The 18,604-nt window shown below is 67.5% G+C and carries 14 protein-coding genes; 9 read left to right on the plus strand and 5 right to left on the minus strand.

All coding sequences use genetic code 11. The annotated features are described in order from the left end of the window. From pbpC to ACSVDO_RS04710, 5 genes are all read left to right on the plus strand, one after another. Positions 1 to 2,250, plus strand: a complete 2,250-nt coding sequence (gene pbpC / locus ACSVDO_RS04690) for a penicillin-binding protein 1C (RefSeq protein WP_489595130.1) — start codon at positions 1 to 3, stop codon at positions 2,248 to 2,250. Positions 2,251 to 2,612: 362 nt separating this feature from the next. Further along, entirely contained in the window at positions 2,613 to 3,794 is a 1,182-nt protein-coding gene (locus tag ACSVDO_RS04695) for an alpha-hydroxy acid oxidase (protein WP_332539214.1), read from the plus strand. Between the two features lie 121 nt (positions 3,795 to 3,915). Next, positions 3,916 to 4,839: a DMT family transporter gene (locus tag ACSVDO_RS04700; RefSeq protein ID WP_489595132.1), complete on the plus strand. Its 924-nt coding sequence runs from the start codon at positions 3,916 to 3,918 to the stop codon at positions 4,837 to 4,839. 88 nt (positions 4,840 to 4,927) lie between these two features. Beyond that, on the plus strand, positions 4,928 to 6,115 hold the full coding sequence (dinB, locus tag ACSVDO_RS04705; RefSeq protein WP_489596333.1) for a DNA polymerase IV: 1,188 nt from the start codon (positions 4,928 to 4,930) through the stop codon (positions 6,113 to 6,115). A gap of 118 nt (positions 6,116 to 6,233) precedes the next feature. After that, positions 6,234 to 7,793, plus strand: a complete 1,560-nt coding sequence (locus ACSVDO_RS04710) for a methyl-accepting chemotaxis protein (protein WP_489595134.1) — start codon at positions 6,234 to 6,236, stop codon at positions 7,791 to 7,793. 160 nt (positions 7,794 to 7,953) lie between these two features. Here the strand turns inward: ACSVDO_RS04710 and queF are convergent, their stop codons facing one another. From queF to ACSVDO_RS04730, 4 genes are all read right to left on the minus strand, one after another. Beyond that, positions 7,954 to 8,799, minus strand: a complete 846-nt coding sequence (gene queF, locus ACSVDO_RS04715) for an NADPH-dependent 7-cyano-7-deazaguanine reductase QueF (protein WP_489595135.1) — start codon at positions 8,797 to 8,799, stop codon at positions 7,954 to 7,956. A 90-nt stretch (positions 8,800 to 8,889) separates the two neighbouring features. Beyond that, a complete protein-coding gene (locus ACSVDO_RS04720) occupies positions 8,890 to 9,750 on the minus strand; it encodes a 2OG-Fe(II) oxygenase (RefSeq protein WP_489595137.1) in 861 nt (286 codons plus the stop codon). Between the two features lie 80 nt (positions 9,751 to 9,830). Further along, positions 9,831 to 10,607, minus strand: a complete 777-nt coding sequence (gene yaaA, locus ACSVDO_RS04725) for a peroxide stress protein YaaA (protein WP_332548706.1) — start codon at positions 10,605 to 10,607, stop codon at positions 9,831 to 9,833. A 77-nt stretch (positions 10,608 to 10,684) separates the two neighbouring features. Beyond that, entirely contained in the window at positions 10,685 to 13,849 is a 3,165-nt protein-coding gene (locus ACSVDO_RS04730) for an Rne/Rng family ribonuclease (protein ID WP_489595139.1), read from the minus strand. 591 nt (positions 13,850 to 14,440) lie between these two features. Between ACSVDO_RS04730 and ACSVDO_RS04735 the strand changes: the two genes are divergently transcribed. From ACSVDO_RS04735 to ACSVDO_RS04750, 4 genes are read left to right on the plus strand one after another with little or no spacing between them, the layout of a single operon-like run. Next, on the plus strand, positions 14,441 to 15,445 hold the full coding sequence (locus tag ACSVDO_RS04735) for an RluA family pseudouridine synthase (RefSeq protein ID WP_489595141.1): 1,005 nt from the start codon (positions 14,441 to 14,443) through the stop codon (positions 15,443 to 15,445). A gap of 29 nt (positions 15,446 to 15,474) precedes the next feature. Next, complete coding sequence (locus ACSVDO_RS04740) at positions 15,475 to 16,143, plus strand: HAD family hydrolase (RefSeq protein ID WP_489595143.1); 669 nt, start codon at positions 15,475 to 15,477, stop codon at positions 16,141 to 16,143. 7 nt (positions 16,144 to 16,150) lie between these two features. Beyond that, the gene (locus ACSVDO_RS04745; protein WP_332539224.1) at positions 16,151 to 16,513 is read left to right on the plus strand and encodes a Rieske (2Fe-2S) protein; all 363 of its coding nucleotides are present in this window, start codon (positions 16,151 to 16,153) and stop codon (positions 16,511 to 16,513) included. Between the two features lies 1 nt (position 16,514). Continuing rightward, the gene (locus tag ACSVDO_RS04750) at positions 16,515 to 17,567 is read left to right on the plus strand and encodes a S49 family peptidase (protein WP_332549867.1); all 1,053 of its coding nucleotides are present in this window, start codon (positions 16,515 to 16,517) and stop codon (positions 17,565 to 17,567) included. Positions 17,568 to 17,668: 101 nt separating this feature from the next. On the opposite strand, the gene ACSVDO_RS04755 is transcribed toward ACSVDO_RS04750, so the two are convergent. After that, positions 17,669 to 18,604: a DUF6999 family protein gene (locus ACSVDO_RS04755; RefSeq protein ID WP_332549453.1), complete on the minus strand. Its 936-nt coding sequence runs from the start codon at positions 18,602 to 18,604 to the stop codon at positions 17,669 to 17,671.

Here is an 18,604-nt window from a genome sequence, read left to right on the forward strand (position 1 = left end):
ATGGAGCAGCTCAAGCGCGCGTGGCGCGCGGCGGCATTGTGGTGCCTGGCGTGCATGGCCGCCCCCGCGGCCTGGGCCGTTCCCAGTTATGACGAAGTGCGCGCTGCCCACCGCCCCTCCGAGACGCTGGTGCTGTCGCGCGAGGGCGAAGTGCTGCAGCGGCTGCGCACCGACGCCAGCGTGCGCCGCGGCGAATGGGTCGCGCTGCAGGATGTTTCGCCGGCGCTGCGCAATGCGCTGGTGCTCAGCGAGGACCACCGCTTCTACGAACACAGCGGCGTCGACTGGTCGGCGGTGTCGTCGGCCGCCTGGGGCCGGCTGTGGCACCAGCGCACGCGCGGCGCAAGCACCATCACGATGCAGCTCGCGGGCCTGGTCGACGGCGACTGGCGCCGCGGCCCGGGCGGGCGCACCCTGGTGCAGAAGGTCGGCCAGACCGTGGCCGCGCAGGTGCTTGACCGGCGCTGGCGCAAGGACCAGATTCTCGAGGCCTATCTGAACATGGTGCCGTTTCGCGGCGAGCTGGTGGGCATAGACGCGCTGGCGCGCACGCTGTTCGGCAAGGCCGCCCATGGGCTGGACGCGCGCGAAGCCGCCGTTGCCGCGGTGCTGGTGCGCGCGCCCAATGCCGCGCCGCAGCGTGTCGCGCAGCGCGCCTGCGATCTGCTCGAAAAGCTGCAGGCGCGCAAGATCGATTGCGCGGCGCTGCAGCTGTTCACCGAAAGCAGCCTGCAGCAGCGCCAATGGCCCGCGGCCGAAGGCGTGGCGCCGCATTTCGCGCGGCGCGTGCTCGCGCAGGCCGTCCAATCTTCGACAGGCTCGGGACGAACCGACGCCGGCCAGGAGCTGCCCGCGCGCCTGCGCAGCACGCTCAGCGCGCCGCTGCAGCGCCAGGCGATGCGCAGCCTGCAGCAGCATCTGCGCGAGCTCCAGGGCCGCAATGTCGAGGACGGCGCGGTGCTGGTGCTCGACAACGCCAGCGGCGAAGTGCTGGCCTGGGTGGGTTCATCTGGCGCGCTGAGCCAGGCGGGCGAAGTCGACGGCGTGCTCGCCCTGCGCCAGCCCGGCTCCACGCTCAAGCCGTTTCTCTATGGCCAGGCGCTGGCCGAGCGCCGGCTCACGGCGGCCTCGCTGATCGAGGACTCCTCGGCCCACATTCCGACGGCCGGCGGCCTCTACATTCCGCAGAACTACGACCGGCGCTTCAAGGGCTGGGTCTCGGTGCGCACGGCGCTCGCGGCCTCGCTCAACGTGCCGGCGGTGCGCACGCTGGCCATGGTCTCGCCCGACGCGTTCTTTGCCCAGATGGGCGCGCTGGGCATGCCGCTGCGCGAAAGCGGCAGCTACTACGGCTACAGCCTGGCGCTGGGCAGCGCCGAAGTGCCGCTGCTGCAGCTGACCAATGCCTATCGCGCGCTGGCCAACGGCGGCTGCTGGCGGCCCGTGGCCGAGGCGACGCTGCCGGCAGCGCCACGGCCTGCGCCGGCCTGCAGGAGCGCGCTCGATGCGCGTGCGGCGTTCATCGTCGGCGACATCCTGTCCGACGGCAACGCGCGCGCGCCCACGTTCGGCACCGACAGCGTGCTGGCCACGCGCTTCTGGACGGCGGTGAAGACCGGCACCAGCAAGGACATGCGCGACAACTGGGCCGTGGGCTGGTCGCAGCATTACACCGTGGGTGTCTGGGTCGGCAACGCGGGCGGCGAAGCCATGCATGGCGTCAGCGGCAGCAGCGGCGCCGCGCCCATCTGGGCCGAGCTGATGGGGCTGCTGCATGCGCAGCGGCCCAGCCGCGCGCCCCAGCCGCCGGCTGCTTCTGCCAGGCAGCCCGCGCTGCTGCGCGCCGATGTGCGCTACGGCCCCGATCCGGCCAGCGGCGAGCCGCTGGCCGCGGCGCGCAGCGAATGGTTTCTGCCGGGAACGCAGCAGGCGCTGTTTGCGCTCGAGCAGGGCGCTGCCCCCTCGCTGGCGGCCGTAGCGCAAGGCCGGATCGCGCGGCCCGCGCCCGGCACCATCATCGCGCTAGACCCCGACATTCCGCCCGATCGCCAGCGCCTGCAGTTCGCCGCCCGGCTCGCGGCCGGCGACACGCGCGCGCTGCGCTGGTGGCTCGACGGCAAGGAGGTCGCGCGCGGCGCGCACTGGGCCTGGCTGCCATGGCCGGGGCGCCACCGCATGGAGTTGCGCGATGCCAAGGGGGTGGTGCTCGACAGCGTGGCATTCGAGGTGCGCGGGGCCGGGGTGCGGTAGGTCTGGCTGAGGGCGGGCCGTTCATGGTTCGACGGGCTCACCACGAACGGGCTGCAGACATTGCGCTCAACGGGCCTCCCCGTTGGGCCTGAGCTTGTGGCCCTTCCCCGTTCGCCCTGAGCTTGTGGCCCTTCCCCGTTCGCCCTGAGCTTGTCGAAGGGTGAACGGCGGACGCAAACAACGGCCGCCGCAAACAACAGTCCCGTCCTTTGTTCGAGCACGGGCCGCTCATGCCGCGATGGGCTCAATACGAAGCTGGCGGCGGAGAAAATTTCACGTCCCCAGAAATCCTTTCAGCACCCCAGCCCCCACGGCGGCGGCGCCGCGCATTACGATGCAGCCTGATTAAAAAAGGGGGCACAGTGGCATCCGATCTTTCCAAAATCACCTGCATAGAAGACCTGCGCGCCGTGGCCCAGCGCCGCGTGCCGCGCATGTTCTACGACTATGCGGATTCAGGCTCGTACACCCAGGGCACCTACCACGCCAACGAAGACGACTTCCGGCGCATCCTGCTGCGCCAGCGCGTCGCCGTGAACCTCAGCGGCCGCAGCACGCGCAGCACCATGCTGGGCCAGGACGTGGCCATGCCGGTGGCGATCGCGCCCACGGGGCTCACGGGCATGCAGCATGCCGACGGCGAGATCCTGGGCGCGCGCGCGGCCAAGGCCTTCGGCATTCCGTTCACGCTGTCGACCATGAGCATCTGCTCGCTCGAGGACGTGGCCCAGGCCACTGACCGCCACCCGTTCTGGTTCCAGCTGTATGTGATGCGCGACCGCGAATACATAGAGAACCTGATCGATCGCGCCAAGGCCGCCAACTGCTCGGCGCTGCAGATCACGCTCGATCTGCAGATCCTGGGCCAGCGCCACAAGGACATCAAGAACGGCCTGTCGACGCCGCCGCGGCCCACGCTGCGCAACCTGATCAATCTCGCGACCAAGCCGCACTGGTGCCTGGGCATGCTGGGCACGCAGCGGCGCACTTTCGGCAACATCGTGGGCCATGCGAAAGGCGTGTCCGACCTGTCGTCGCTGTCGGCGTGGACCGCCGAGCAGTTCGACCCGCAACTGAGCTGGGCCGATGTCGAATGGATCAAGAAGCGCTGGGGCGGCAAGATCATTCTCAAGGGCATCATGGATGCGGAAGACGCGCGCCATGCGGTCGACAGCGGCGCCGACGCGCTGGTGGTGAGCAACCACGGCGGGCGCCAGCTCGACGGCGCGCCCTCGTCGATTGCGGCGCTGCCCTCGATCGTGGAGGCTGTGGGCAGGAACATCGAAGTCTGGCTGGACGGCGGCATTCGCAGCGGCCAGGACGTGCTCAAGGCCCGCGCTCTGGGCGCGCAGGGCACGCTGATCGGGCGCAGCTTTCTCTACGGCCTGGGCGCCTACGGCCAGCCCGGAGTGACGCGCGCGCTGGAGATCATCCAGCGCGAACTCGACATCAGCATGGCGTTCTGCGGCCGCACGCAGATCGACCAGGTGGACCGCTCCATCCTGGTGCCGGGCAGCTATCCCTTGCCCTTTCCCGCGGCTTGATCGGCGCCGTCGCAGCAATCGCTGATCGCTGCGGCGCGCCTCGCCAAAAGCGCAGCCGCGCGCAGGCGGCGGGCGCTATGCTCGGCGCAGGGGCATTCGGCCCCATCTTCTGGTCCGCCGCATGTCCTCCTCTCTGATCGATTTCTCCTGGCTCTGGGTTCCCATGGTGCTGTTCGCGGCCCTGGCCCAGACCGCGCGCAACGCGGCCCAGCGCTCGCTGACCCAGGCCATAGGCACTCTGCCCGCGACGCTGGTGCGCTTTCTCTACGGCCTGCCGTTCGCGCTGCTATGGCTGGGCCTGCTCTATCTGCTGACGCCGCGCGCCTTGCCGCATTTCAGCCTGGCCTATCTGGCCTGGATCGCGCTGGGCGCGCTGTTCCAGGTGGGCGGCACGGCGATGCTGCTGCTGGCAATGAAAGAGCGCAACTTCGCGGTGGCGGTGACGCTGTCCAAGACCGAAGTGCTGCAGGTCGCCTTGTTTGCCAGCGTGTTCCTGCACGAACTGCCGACGACGCTGGCCGTGGTCGCCATGGTCATCGCCACCATAGGCGTGTTCACGCTGTCGCTGCCGGCGCGCGACAAGCGCTGGTCGATGTCGGCCTGGTTCAGCCGCTCGGCGCTCTACGGCCTGGCCTGCGGCGCCTGCTTTGCAATTGCCTCGGTGGGCTTTCGCGGCGCCGCGCTGGCGCTGGGCGAATCGTCGCCCTGGATCAACGGCGCCTGGGGCGTGACGCTGGCCCAGACGCTGCAGTCGCTGGTGCTGGGCGCCTGGGTCGCCTGGCGCCATCCCGGCGGCATTGCGCCCGTGTGGCGCGCCTGGCGCGTGTCGCTGGTCGCGGGCAGCATGGGCGCGGCCGCGTCGCTCGCCTGGTTCAGCGCCTATGCGATGCAGGGCGCGGCCCAGGTGCGCACGCTGGGCATGGTCGAGGTGGTGTTCAGCTACCTGGTCTCGCGCCGCGTGCTGCGCGAGCCGCTGAGCTGGCCGGAAAAGATCGGCATGCTGCTGATGCTTTGCGGATTGGTCATGGTCACGCTGGAGTATTGATGGCCTGCCGGCGCGCCCGCGCCGCTGCCCGCACAATCCCTGGGTGACTGCCGAAACGCCCCTGCCGCGCCGCATTGCCCATCTCGACATGGATGCGTTCTACGCTTCCGTCGAACTGCTGCGCTACCCGCAGCTCAAGGGCCTGCCGCTGGTGATAGGCGGCGGCCGGCGCGCACCCGACAACGCGCTGCTGCAGCGCTATGCCGGCCAGCCGCTGTCGTCCATTCCGGTCGAGGAGTTTCCGCTGCTCAAGGACTACACCGGCCGCGGCGTGATCACCACCGCGACCTATGCGGCGCGCCAGTTCGGCATAGGCTCGGCCATGGGCCTGATGAAGGCCGCGCGCCTGTGCCCGCAGGCCATCCTGCTGCCCGTGGACTTCGCCGAATACCGGCGCTATTCGCGCTGGTTCAAGGAGATCGTGCTGTCGATGGCGCCGCTGATGGAGGACCGCGGCGTCGACGAGGTCTACATCGACTTCACCCACGTGCCCGGCGGCCAGCGCCAGGGCGGGCGTTCGCTGGCCAAACTGATGCAGGGCGCGATCGCCGATGCCACGGGGCTGAGCTGCTCGATCGGCGTCGCGCCCAACAAGCTGCTGGCCAAGATGGCCAGCGAATTCAACAAGCCCCAGGGCATTTCCATTGTCCAGGCCGAAGACCTGCAGGCGCTGATCTGGCCGCTGGCCTGTCGCAAGATCAACGGCATAGGCCCCAAGTCCGAGGCCAAGCTGCAGGCACTGGGCATAGAGACCATCGCCGATCTCGCGGCGCGCCCGCGCGCCTGGCTGCTGCAGCATTTCGGCAAGGCTTATGGCGCCTGGCTGCACGAAGCCGCCTGGGGCCGCGACGACCGCCCCGTGGTCACCGAAAGCGAGCCCGTGAGCATGAGTCGCGAGACCACGTTCGAGCGCGATCTGCATGCGCGCGAAGACCGCGCGGAACTCGCCCAGGTCTTCACCGCGCTGTGCGAACAGGTCGCTGCCGACCTGCAGCGCAAAGGCTATTCGGGCCGCACCATAGGCATCAAGCTGCGCTACGCCGACTTCAAGACCGCGACGCGCGACATGACGCTGGAGCTGCCGATTGCCGATGCCGCGGCGATTCGCCGCGCGGCCGGCCAATGCCTCAAGCGCGTGCCGCTGAGCCAGCGCCTGCGGCTGCTGGGCGTGCGCGTGGGCGCGCTGGTCAAGGCGGGCGAGCAGGCCGCTCCGCTCAAAGCCCCTGCCCGGCGCACGCGCCCGGAAGCCGACCCTTTTACTGCGTCGCTGTTCTAGCCGGGGAAAGCCGGGCGCGCTATGCGATGATCGTGGGTTAGACCCTCGAGAGGGGCTGGGCGCGGCCAGGTCGTGCCTGTACAACACATAAAACAAGTCATCCCGAGGAGTACTGCGCATGCGTGTCAATTTGCCCGTCAGCCAAAACAACCATGATTTTTCTGACGGTGAGCTTTTGGTGTCTACCACCAATACCAAGGGCGAAATCACCCATTGCAACGCCGCTTTCGTGCGCGTCAGCGGTTATTCCTATGAAGAACTGATGGGCCAGCCGCACAACCTGGTGCGCCACCCCGACATGCCGGCCGCGGCTTTCAAGGACATGTGGCGCACCATCGCCCATGGCTATCCCTGGACCGGCCTGGTCAAGAACCGCCGCAAGAACGGCGATCACTACTGGGTGCGCGCCAACGTCACGCCGATCATGCAGAACGGCAAGCCCAACGGCTATATGTCGGTGCGCAGCAAGCCTGGGGCCAACGAAGTGCGCGAAGCCGAGGCGCTGTATGCGCGCATGCGCGCCGAGGAGGCCGCGGGTCAGGCGACACTGCGGCTGCGCGGCGGCGAGGTGCGCTACCTGGGCTGGCGCTCCATTGCGGGTCTGTGGCATGACCTGGGGCTCACGGCGCGCATGGCGCTGATGCTGGCCGTCGTGGCCTTGCTGACGCTGCTGCCCGATGTTCTCGGCTGGTCCGGGCCCCTGGCCTGGGGCACGCGCCTGCTGGTGCTGGCGCTGGGCTCGGCCTGGGTGCTGTGGCGTTTTCAATCGCGCTGTGCCTCGGGCCTCGAAGCCGCGGGGCAGTTTGCCTCCGACCTTGCGGGCTGCAACCTCATGACCGCCCCTGACAACCGCTACGCGGGCGAAATGGGCAACCTGCTGCGGCGCATGCAGCAGATCCAGATCAATCTGCGCGCCGTGCTCGGCGATCTGCTGCACGATGTGCAGAGCTTTGCCCAGACTTCGCAGGAAATTGCCCAGGGCAGCGCCGACCTTGCCAACCGCACCGAATCGCAGGCCACGAGCCTGCAGCAGACCGCGGCGTCGATGGAGGAACTGTCGGGCACCGTGAGCCAGACCGCCGAGACCGCGCAGCGCATGGCCGGTGAAAGCGAGCAGAGCACCCAGGTGGCCAGCCGCAGCGGCGCGGCCATCCAGGAAGTCGGCGCAGCCATGGAGCGCATTCGCGGCTCTTCGACGCGCATGCGAGAAATCATTGGCGTGATCGAAAGCATTGCCTTCCAGACCAATCTGCTGGCGCTCAACGCGGCCGTCGAAGCCGCGCGTGCGGGCGAGCAGGGCCGTGGCTTTGCGGTGGTGGCCGGCGAAGTGCGTGCGCTGGCGCAGCGCAGCGCGGCTTCGGCTAAGGAAATCGGCACGCTGATCAACAGCACCGTCGAAGGCATCAACGACGGCAATGCGCGCATGGCCCAGGCCGGCGACACCATCCAGGGCATGGTCACGGCCGTGGATCGCGTGGGCAGCCTGGTGCACCAGATCAGCATTGCCACGCGCGAGCAGTCGGCGGGCATAGGCCAGGTCAACGAAGCCGTGGCGCGGCTTGACGCGGTGACGCAGCAGAACGCCGCGCTGGTCGAGCAGTCGGCCGCATCGGCCGCTTCGCTGGGCAACCGCGCGCAGATGCTGCGCCGGTCGGTGGCGGTGTTCAGGCTGGATTGAGGTTTTTCACCGGGGGGCTGAGCGCCCCGGAGCGAGCTACGCGTAGTGAGCCAGCGTGGGGGTCAGACAAGCCGCCGCCGGGCCGCCCAGACAAAACGCATCTGGGGGGCTTCGCCCCCCCAGCGCAGCTACGCGAAGCGAGCCAGCGTGGGGGTCATATTCATTGTCTTGCGTTGCGGACGTTCGCCGGCAGCGCCTGCGGATGGCTGGTGCGCAGCGGGTTGATGTCCAGGCCGCCGCGGCGCGTGTAGCGCGCGTAGACCGACAGCTTGAGCGGAGCGCAGCGCCGCCAGATGTCCATGAAGATGCGTTCCACGCACTGCTCGTGGAATTCGTTGTGGTTGCGAAAGCTCACGATGTACTGCAGCAGGCCTTCCTCGTCTATTTTCGCGCCCGTATAGCGGATCTGCACGCTGCCCCAGTCGGGCTGGCCCGTGACCAGGCAATTGCTCTTGAGCAGGTTGCTGGTCAGCGTTTCGGTCACTGCGGGCTGGCTGTCGTCGGCGCGCAGCAGTTCGGGCGCGGGCTGGTAGTGCGTGCATTCGACGTCGAGGCGGTCGAGGCTGATGCCGTCGAATTCATGCACCTGCTGGCGGTCGAACATCTCGGGCGACAACAGCGTCACGCCCACGCTGGAGCCTTGGTCGCTGCCGCGCCAGGCGGCTTCTCCCAGGTCGGCGCGCAGCCGCGCCAGCACTTCCGAGGCATCGGCGAAGCGCGCATTGTTGAAGCTGTTGAGATAGAGCTTGAACGACTTGCTCTCGATGATATTGGGCGTCTCGCAGGGAATGGTCACATGCGCGAGCGCGACCTGGGGCTTGCCGCGCAGGTTGAGCCACGACAGCTCGAACGCGGTCCATAGGTCGGCGCCGAAGAACGGCGGCTGCGCGTCCAGTCCCAGCTCGGCGCGCTTGGTTTGGCGCGGCAGCGGAAACAGCAGGCTGGCGTCGTACTGGTCGATATACGCAGAGGTCTTGCCCAGCTGCGAGTGTTCAGGGGTGTTCATTCGGAAAATCTTTGGAGATGCGGCGCCGAGGCGCCGAAGTGGGCCGGCCAGCCCGGCAGTAGCGGCCAGATCCCGGGCGCAAGGCCCGGCTTAATCAAATCTGCCTTCGCGCAGCCATTTGGTGGCAATCCATTTTTCGCCCTTGATCACGGGCGCGCCGCCGTGCAGCGTGCGCGTGCCGGGATCGGGCTGGTCGTAGCTGAAGAACACCGCATGGCCGCGCTGGGGCACGACCTGCAGCGCCGATTCGGGGAAGATCGTCGCGCCGCCCTGCTCGGGTTCGTTGAGGTAGATGATCAGGGTGCCCACGCGCTGGCCGCCGCGGCGCAGGATGGTCGCCGTGCCGGGCTCGTCGGGCGCGAAATAGTCGTGGTGCGGCTTGTACTCGGCGCCCGGGCCGTAGCGCAGCACCTGCAGGCCTTCGCCATTTTCAATCGGCCAGTTGAGCAGCCGCGCAATGCGCTCCTCGAGCTGCTGCACCAGCGGCAGCTCGCCGCGCTGGAAGAACATGCCGTCGCTGGTGCGGTCAGCGTTGATTTCCTCGCCGCCCGACGTGGTTTCAACGGTCAGCGAGCGCGAAAGCCTGGGCTTGGCGGCATCGATCAGCGCCGCGCATTCGGCATCGGACAGGATCTGGCCGAACAGCACCACGCGCGGCGCCTTCATGCTCATCAGCACGCGCACCTGGCGATCGCCGACATCGATCATGCCGGGCTCGCCCGCGAGGTTGGGTTCGGGCAGGCCCGAGGTGGGCGCGGCGCGCTGGGCCGGCCCCTGCAGGGCTTCACGCGCCACGGCTTCATTCCAGCCCGCGGCGGTCATCGCCGTGAGCATGGTGGCGTCGAGCACGCCGATGCGGCGCTGCTCGTCTATCCATTGGAGCAGTTGCGGGGAGGCGCCGGCAACAGCCTGGCCTTGCGCTGACGAGGAGGAAGTCATGGATTGGGACATGGCAATCAGGGGGGATGCGGCCTGGGCCTGACCGCCTATTTTCACCTGAGCGAAAAAAAGCGGGTCCGGTGTGGATGCGATCAGTCGGCCCGGCGACGGAACACCAGCCGTTCGGGCGTCGAGACCGCATCGGCAAAAGCATAGCCTTCGGCCGCAAAACCCTGCAACTGCGCGGGCCGCGTGAGGCGCTCGCGCACCGCGTGGCGCGCCATCATGCCGCGCGCGCGCTTGGCGTGGAAGCTGATGATCTTGTACTTGCCGGCCTTGAAGTCCTCGAACACGCACTCGACCACGCGCGCGCGCAGGTGCTTGCGGTCCACCGACTTGAAGTATTCCTGCGACGCGAGATTGACGACGACCGGATCGGTCTGGTCCTTCTGGCGCTCGTTCAGGTGCTCGGCAATCTGCCGGCCCCAGAACGCATAGAGGTTGCTGCCCGCGGGCGTCGCCAGGCGCGTGCCCATCTCGAGCCGGTAGGGCTGCATGCGGTCCAGCGGGCGCAGCACCCCATAGAGGCCGCTGAGCATCGCCAGGTGATCCTGGGCCCAGGCGATGTCGGGCTTGGACAGCGTGCCCGCCTGCAGGCCTTCATAGACGTCGCCGTTGAACGCAAACAGCGCCTGGCGCGCGTTCTCGGCGGTGAACTCGGGACTCCAGGCCGCATAGCGCGCCACATTCAAGGCCGCGAGCTTGTCGCTCAGTCCCATCAGTTCGGCCAGCGACTGCGGCGTCTGCAGGCGCAGCACATCGATGAGTTCGCTCGATTGCGCGATGAACGGGGGCAGCGTGTGTTTGAGGCCCGCGGGCAGCGGGGTTTCGTAGTCGAGCGATTTGGCGGGGGACAGCAGCAGCAGCATGGACGGAAAGCGGAATCAATGGAAACAACAGGCCCAGAAACAACCAGGGGCCCTGAAGGCCCCTGGTTTCAGCGCATTTAAGCGTTGCTGGACTGCTCGAACGGCAGAGTCATGTCGCGCAGGTCACGACGGGTCTCGACCAGCACCAGCGGGCCTTCGTCGAGCACCACGGGCGCGGGGCGCTCGCGCGGCACATGCACGGGCTTGGGTTCGGCGGCGATCGCTGCCTGGACGGCGGCAATCTTCGCGGCGTCCGAGTTCACCCATTCCAGGCCCGATTCACGCGCAATGCCATGCAGCGCATCGACGGGCAGCGTGAAGCTGGCGATCTGCGGCAGACCGGCGGCGACGGGCGCTGCAGCCTGAGGAGCTGCTACGGGAGCTGCTACGGGAGCTGCTACGGGAGCTGCGACCGGGGCGATCTCGACCGGCGCGAGCACCGGAGCTTGTGCCACGGGAGCGGCGACCGGTGCGGCCACGTCGGCCTCTACAGGCGCTGGCGCCACGGGCGCGGCTGCGACCGGTGCCGCAACTGCGGGCGCTGCGACCACGGGCGCGACTGCTGGCTGGGCTGCAGGTGCTGCGGTTTCGGCGGGGGTGGCGCTGAAGTAGCTGCGGCGCGCGGGCTCGGCGTCGTTCTGCTCGGGCACAAACACCTGGGCCTGGCCTTCGGCGGGCTCGGCGGCATCGAATGCCGGCTGGGCAGCGGCGTCACGCGCGGGGCGCTCGCCGCGCTCGCGGCGATCACGGCCGTAGCGGTCGCGCGAACGGCGCTGGCGGGGTTCGCCTTCGGCATTCGTGGCCTGGGGCAAGCCTTCGCCTTCGACCACAGCCGCTTCGAGCACGGGAGCGTTCAGGTCCTGGGGCTGGCCTTCGGCCGCTGGGGCCTCGGCAGGGCGGGGAGCGCGTTCACGGCGCTCGCCACGTTCACGGCGGGCGTTGCCTTCGGGGCGCTCTGCGCGCTCGCCGCGTTCGCGACGGGGTGCGCGTTCGCCGCGGCCATCGGCCTCGAGCGAGACTTCGCCGTCCACCGCACCGACTTGCGCCAGATGTGCGGCGGCTTCCAGCGGCTGGCGTGCTTCCTGTTCACGGCCTGTGCGGTCACCACGTTCGCCGCGGTTGCGGCCGTTGCGCTCGCCTTCGGGGCGGCTGTTGCGTTCGCCTTCAGGGCGGTCGTTGCGGCTGTTGCGGCCTTCGGCGCGTTCGCCGTCGCGGCCCGGGCCGTTGCGACCGTCGGCGCGCTCGCCACGGCGACCACGGCCTTCACCGGCGTTGCTGCCATCACGGCCGCCATCGCGGCCACCTTCACGGCCGCCTTCGCGCGGGCCGTTGCGCTCGCCGGGGCGGCCCTCGCCGCGGCGACCGCGGTTCTCGCCAGGGCGACCGTCGCGGCGGGTTTCACGCGCTTCGCGCGCTGCCGGCGTTTCGGGTGCGGGCGTGACCGGCGCGGCTTCCACTGGAGCGGTGCCAAAGCCGAACAGGTTCTTGAGCCAGGCGAAGAAGCCTTGCTCGCGCGGTGCGGCGGCCGTAGCGCGGGGCGCGGCCGCCGGGCGGGCCGCAGCGCCTGCAGGGCGCGCAGCGGCGCCCGCGGGTGCGGCAGCGCGCGGCGCGGCTTCGGGACGCGGCTCGGCGACGGGAGCGGGCGTATCGCGCAGCACGCCCTTGATGAGCGGCGTCTGCTTGTTGGTCGGCTCCTGCGAGCGGCGCGTCACGGCGGTGTTGGCTTCGACTTCGTCGGCGAGCTTGTAGCTGGCGTCGAGGTTCTCGAGGCGCGGGTCGTCGTGCTTGAGGCGCTCGAGCTTGTAGTGCGGGGTTTCCAGCGACTTGTTGGGCACCATCAGCACCGACACGCGCTGCTTGAGTTCGATCTTGGCGATCTCGGTGCGCTTTTCATTGAGCAGGAACGAAGCCACTTCGACCGGCACCTGGCAGTGCACGGCGGCCGTGTTGTCCTTCATGGACTCTTCCTGGATGATGCGCAGGATCTGCAGCGCCGAGCTCTCGGTGTCGCGGATATGGCCCGAACCGCCGCAGCGTGGGCAGTTGATGTGCGCGCCTTCGGATAGCGCGGGCTTGAGCCGCTGGCGGCTCATTTCCATCAGGCCGAACTTGCTGATGCTGCCGAACTGCACGCGGGCGCGGTCCTGGCGCAGCGCATCGCGCAGGCGGTTCTCGACTTCGCGGCGGTTCTTCGACTCTTCCATGTCGATGAAGTCGATCACGATCAGGCCGCCCAGATCGCGCAGGCGCATCTGGCGCGCGACTTCGTCGGCGGCTTCGAGATTGGTGCGCGTGGCCGTTTCCTCGATGTCGCCGCCCTTGATGGCGCGCGCCGAGTTCACGTCCACCGAGACCAGGGCTTCGGTGTGGTCGATCACCACCGCGCCGCCCGAGGGCAGGGTCACGGTGCGCGAGTAGGCCGACTCGATCTGGTGTTCGATCTGGAAGCGGCTGAACAGCGGGGCGTCGTCGCGGTAGCGCTTGACCCGGGCAGTGTGCTCGGGCATCACGTGCGCCATGAACTGCTGGGCCTGTTCGTAGATGTCGTCGGTATCGATGAGGATGTCACCGATCTCGTTGTTGAAGTAATCGCGGATGGCGCGTATCACCAGGCTCGATTCCTGATAGATCAGGAACGCGCCCTTGCCCTTGGTCGCGCTGTCGATGGCGCTCCAGAGCTTGAGCAGATAGTTCAGATCCCATTGCAGTTCGGGAGCGCTGCGGCCTATGCCTGCGGTGCGCGCGATGATGCTCATACCCTTGGGGTATTCGAGCTGGTCCATCGCTTCCTTGAGTTCGGCCCGGTCTTCGCCTTCGATGCGGCGCGAGACGCCACCGCCGCGCGGGTTGTTGGGCATCAGCACCACATAGCGGCCGGCCAGCGAGATGAACGTGGTCAGGGCCGCGCCCTTGTTGCCGCGTTCTTCCTTTTCGACCTGGACCAGCATTTCCTGGCCTTCGCGGATCACGTCATTGATGCGCGCCTGGCTGGCGGGAACGCCTTCGGCGAAATACTGGCGCGAGATTTCCTTGAAGGGCAGGAAACCGTGGCGGTCTTCGCCGTAGTCGACAAAGCAGGCTTCGAGCGATGGCTCGACGCGTGTCACGACTGCCTTGTAGATGTTTCCCTTGCGCTGTTCGCGGCCTTCGATTTCGATTTCGTAGTCGAGGAGTTTTTGACCGTCGACGATGGCCAGGCGGCGTTCTTCGGCCTGCGTAGCGTTGATAAGCATCCGTTTCATGATGCGTTTCCTTTATTCGTTATAAGACGCGCCTATCGGCAGCCATACGCTGTCGTAGCGGCACGTCTGTGACTCTCAATCAAAGACGGGCTCTGTCGGAGCCGATGATGCCGGACTGACGTCTTGAAACGAAAAGGAATGGCCGGGGATGCCGCGGGTTGCTGACCATCATTGAGTTATGTCAGCAAAGGGGGCAAAGGCGCGTGGATGGGAGCGAGTAAATGCGCGCGCAGTTTCACCATGGTGCGTGAAAGTGGCAACGCCGGGGAGGCGGGAGTCCTGAGAGCGCGGACGGCCGAGTGCGGAGGTGAAGACCTCCGACCCATAAAGACCATCCATGCATAAAAGATCCACATGCTCGCTTTGATCCGTTGGCAGGTTGCGAACGCTTGAGGTTCGCCGAAAGCCGCCAACTGTGAGATTCCGTTGTTTCAATTCGTCAGAATGCCCGGTGTGACACAGGCCAATACAGGCATCTGGCCTGCAATCTGCGTGTGCGAAACCGGCTGGCATCGACCTGCCTGCGCAGCGGGAAATGGCTGGGTGGACTAAACTCCATGCAAATCAACCACTTACACTAGTATCGCGCAGGTGAAACACATTATAGAGGGCAAACCGGCGATGGACCGAGCCCAAGGCATTGCAATTCCCGCTGCACGCCTCATCGCAGTCGACGCCGATTCCGCTGGCCAGCGCCTGGACAACTTCCTGATACGGCACCTCAAGGGCGTGCCCAAAACCCATGTCTACCGCATCATTCGCAGCGGCGAAGTGCGCATCAACAAAGGCCGCGCCAGCGCCGACACGCGCGTGGCCGAAGGCGACAGCGTGCGCCTGCCGCCGGTGCGCATTTCCGAGAAAGTCGCTGAAAAGGCGGCCCATCCGGCACCGGCACGCGAATTCCCGCAGCTGCTCGAGGACGACCATGTTCTGGCCATAGACAAGCCCGCGGGCGTCGCCGTGCACGGCGGCAGCGGCGTGAGCTTCGGCGTGATCGAGCAGCTGCGCCAGGCGCGTCCCGAGGCCAAGTTTCTCGAACTCGTGCACCGGCTCGATAGGGAAACCTCGGGTATCTTGCTGGTCGCGAAGAAGCGCTCGGCGCTCACCGGCCTGCAGGACCAGTTCCGCGAGCGCGAGACCGGCAAGACCTATCTGGCGCTGGTGCAGGGCAGTTGGCCCGCGAACAAGAAGGTCATAGACACGCCGCTGCACAAATATCTGCTGCCCGACGGCGAGCGCCGCGTGCGCGTGACCACGCCCGACGACCCCGACGGCATGCGCTCGGTGACGCTGGTCAAGGTGCGCAGCCAGATTGCCGCGCGGCCGCTGCAGGGCCTGCCCGCGATGAGCCTGCTCGAAGTCACGATCAAGACCGGGCGCACGCACCAGATCCGCGTGCACCTGTCGTCGCAGGGCCATGGCATTGTGGGCGACGACAAGTATGGCGATTTCGATCTGAATCGCCGCGTGCAAAAGCACGGGCTCAAGCGCATGTTCCTGCATGCGTGGCGTTTACAGTTCAACCATCCGGCTTCGGGCGAGCGCGTCGAACTGCGCGCCGAGTTGCCCGCCGAGCTCGCCAGCTTTGTGGCCTGAAGGCCTTGTTGATTTCCGACGGAACTGCCATGTCTTTTGTTTCCCCCCGCCGCTTTGACCTGATTGCCTTTGACTGGGACGGCACGCTCTACGACTCGACGGCCGCCATCACCAAGAGCATCCAGGAAGCGGTGCGCGATGTCGGCGGCCAGGTGCCTACCCAGGAGGCCGCTTCCTATGTGATCGGCATGGCGCTGACCCAGGCCCTGGCCCATGCGGCGCCCGATGTACCGCCCGAGAAGTACGCCGAACTGGGCAACCGCTACCGCTACCACTACCTGCAGCACCAGAACGACCTGACGCTGTTCGACGGCGTGGTGCCGCTGCTCGAGACGCTGCGCGAGCGCGGCTATCTGCTCACCGTGGCCACGGGCAAGAGCCGGCGCGGGCTCAATGAAGTGCTGGCCAGCGTCGCGCTCAAGGGCCTGTTTGACGGCTCGCGCACCGCCGAGGAGACCGCGGGCAAGCCGCATCCGCTGATGCTGCAGGAATTGATGGCCGAATTCGGCGTCGAGCCCGAACGCGTGCTGATGATTGGCGACACCACGCACGATCTGCTGATGGCGCGCAACGCGGGCTGCGCGCGCGTGGGCGTGTCGTACGGCGCGCATGCGACCGGCGGCTTTGGCGAGTTCGAGCCGCTGTACGTGGCGGAATCGGTGGCCGGGCTGCACCAGTGGCTGCTGGCCAACGGCTGAGCCTGCAATGCCGGCGGTCTTCCTGTGTCGCAGCGAGGATTTGGCCGAGGGCGGCCTGGCCCAGCCCTTCGATGTGCTTTACGCCGGCCAGCGCTGCCGGGCCTTCGCGGTGCGCTTCCAGGGCGGCGTGCACGCCTATCTGAACCGCTGCACCCATGTGCCCATGGAACTGGACTGGCAGCCCAACCGGATATTCGACGATTCCGGTCAATGGCTGTTGTGCGCAACCCACGGTGCGGCCTACGCGCCCGACACCGGTGCCTGTGCGGGCGGACCCTGCCGCGGCGGTCTGGTGAAAATAGTAGTGTGCGAAGCTCAGGGTGTGGTGCACTGGCATACTTCCCAAGACCTGCACCCTGTCGAGCTCTGACATGACCACCCCTTTGCCTCCTGGAACCCCTGGCTCCGAACCCGTCCACCCCGCAGCCCCCGATCTGTGGGCGCAGGCGCGGCCCGAAAGCGCCGCCCCCGCATCCGCGTCCTCCGCTGCGCAGTCGCCGGGCTGGGAGCGCGAGGTGCTTGAAAACCTGGTCATGGCGACCATTCGCGAGCAGCGCGCCGCGCGCCGCTGGCGGCTGTTCGGCCGCATGTCGTGGCTGCTGGTGCTGCTGGCGCTGGGCTGGATGATGTTTGGCCGCGACGTGGCCACCACAACTGTCAGTGGCCCGCACACGGCCGTGGTCGACATCAAGGGCGAGATCGCCACCGGCGCCGAAGCCAGCGCCGAGTTCGTGGTCGCCGCGATGCGCAGCGCCTTTGAAGACTCGGGATCGCGCGCCGTGGTGCTGCTGATCAACTCGCCGGGCGGCAGCCCGGTGCAGGCCGGCATCATCTACGATGAGATCCAGCGCCTCAAGGCCAAGCACAGCAAGCCGGTCTATGCGGTGGTCGAGGAAACCTGCGCTTCGGCCGCCTATTACATTGCCGCCGCGGCCGACGACATCTTTGTCGACAAGGCCAGCATTGTCGGCAGCATAGGCGTGCTGATGGACGGCTTCGGCTTCACGGGCACGATGGAAAAGCTCGGCGTCGAGCGCCGTCTGCTCACCGCCGGCGAGAACAAGGGCTTTCTCGACCCGTTCAGCCCGCAGACCGAGGCCCAGCGCCTGCACGCGCAGTCGATGCTCAATCAGATCCACCAGCAGTTCATCAACGCCGTGAAGACCGGCCGCGGCGAACGCCTGAAGATCGACTCCGACACCTTCAGCGGTCTGTTCTGGACCGGCCAGCAGGCCGTGGAGATGGGCCTGGCCGACAAGCTCGGCAACCTCGACTACGTGGCGCGCGAAATCGTCAAGGTCGAGGAAGTGATCGACTACACGCGCCGCGACAACGTCGCCGAGCGCCTGGCCAAGAAGTTCGGCGCGGCCATCGGCGGGGGAGCAGTGCAGACCATGCGCTCGGCCCTGCCGGTCTTGCGCTGAGCCTACCCGCCCCCGTTCGCCCTGAGCCTACCCGCTGCGTTCGCCCTGAGCCTACCCCCCCCCGTTCGTGCTGAGCTTGTCGAAGCATGAACGGCCAGCGCTCATGGCATTGGGGCGTGCCCGACCACCACCTCCGCCGCGTCGTGCATCTTGGCGAATTCGCGCGCGGGAATCGGAATCTCCCCGCGCGCCATGCGCATCAGCAGCGCATGCAGCATTTCCGACGACAGCCCGTGCAGCACCAGGCGGTAGGCCGCATACAAGGTGGTCATCGGCACCAGCGGGTGCTTGTTGTTGAGCAGCACCAGGTGCTCGGGTGAAGCCAGGATCTTGGCGCAGTAGATCGCCACGGTCTCGTCGAGCTGCAGCGAATTGCTCGCGCGCCAGAAGTCGTTGTCGGTCAGCAGCAGCTGGTAGACCGGCGTATAGATCTCGATGGCGCTTTGCAGGTCCAGCAGGTTGAACCGGCCGCGCGGCATGTCCTCGAGCCGCAGTTCTGGCTCGTGCAGCATCGAGAAGTCGGGCTCGGGCACGGGCACCAGCTCCTTGTTTTCCGCGCGCAAGGCCTTGTTCAGGCGGATCACGAAATTGAACAGGTTCAGGTCATGGCGCAGGAACAGCTCGTCCTTGACCTCGTCTATGGTCATGGGCTTGAGCGGCGCGGTGCTGACCGGCACGGGCGAATTCGCCGAGACAAAGGACAGCACCTGCGAGCCCAGGTGGAAGTGCCGCATGATCAGCCAGTTGGCCTCGGGCGAGACAAAGCGGTTCATGCTGAACGCCAGCAGCCGGTGCAGCAGCATGGAATGCGACCAGCGCTTGGGCAGGAAGATCTTCAGCAGCTGGATGATGATCATCGACACGCGCGCCATGGGGCGCACCAGCGGCAGGAAGAACTGGCGCGAGCTGCCGCTGCAGTCGCGCAGCCACGCGGCCTTGACGTCGTCGGGAAGGGGCGTGCTCTGGTCGAGGTACAGCGCCAGCCAGGGGCTGGGATCGCGCTCGTCCCAGTGATGATCGGTGTATTCGTTCTTCAT

It is taken from the genome of Comamonas sp. DB36 (assembly GCF_057914905.1).

Coding starts and splice junctions, on each gene's coding strand:
- ACSVDO_RS04745 (WP_332539224.1), top strand. CDS start 16,151: ATGCCGGCGGTCTTCCTGTGTCGCAGCGAGGATTTGGCCGAGGGCGGC.
- ACSVDO_RS04755 (WP_332549453.1), bottom strand. CDS start 18,604: ATGAAGAACGAATACACCGATCATCACTGGGACGAGCGCGATCCCAGC.
- ACSVDO_RS04740 (WP_489595143.1), top strand. CDS start 15,475: ATGTCTTTTGTTTCCCCCCGCCGCTTTGACCTGATTGCCTTTGACTGG.
- ACSVDO_RS04750 (WP_332549867.1), top strand. CDS start 16,515: ATGACCACCCCTTTGCCTCCTGGAACCCCTGGCTCCGAACCCGTCCAC.
- ACSVDO_RS04700 (WP_489595132.1), top strand. CDS start 3,916: ATGTCCTCCTCTCTGATCGATTTCTCCTGGCTCTGGGTTCCCATGGTG.
- ACSVDO_RS04710 (WP_489595134.1), top strand. CDS start 6,234: ATGCGTGTCAATTTGCCCGTCAGCCAAAACAACCATGATTTTTCTGAC.
- ACSVDO_RS04720 (WP_489595137.1), bottom strand. CDS start 9,750: ATGTCCCAATCCATGACTTCCTCCTCGTCAGCGCAAGGCCAGGCTGTT.
- pbpC (WP_489595130.1), top strand. CDS start 1: ATGGAGCAGCTCAAGCGCGCGTGGCGCGCGGCGGCATTGTGGTGCCTG.
- ACSVDO_RS04730 (WP_489595139.1), bottom strand. CDS start 13,849: ATGAAACGGATGCTTATCAACGCTACGCAGGCCGAAGAACGCCGCCTG.
- queF (WP_489595135.1), bottom strand. CDS start 8,799: ATGAACACCCCTGAACACTCGCAGCTGGGCAAGACCTCTGCGTATATC.
- dinB (WP_489596333.1), top strand. CDS start 4,928: ATGGATGCGTTCTACGCTTCCGTCGAACTGCTGCGCTACCCGCAGCTC.
- yaaA (WP_332548706.1), bottom strand. CDS start 10,607: ATGCTGCTGCTGCTGTCCCCCGCCAAATCGCTCGACTACGAAACCCCG.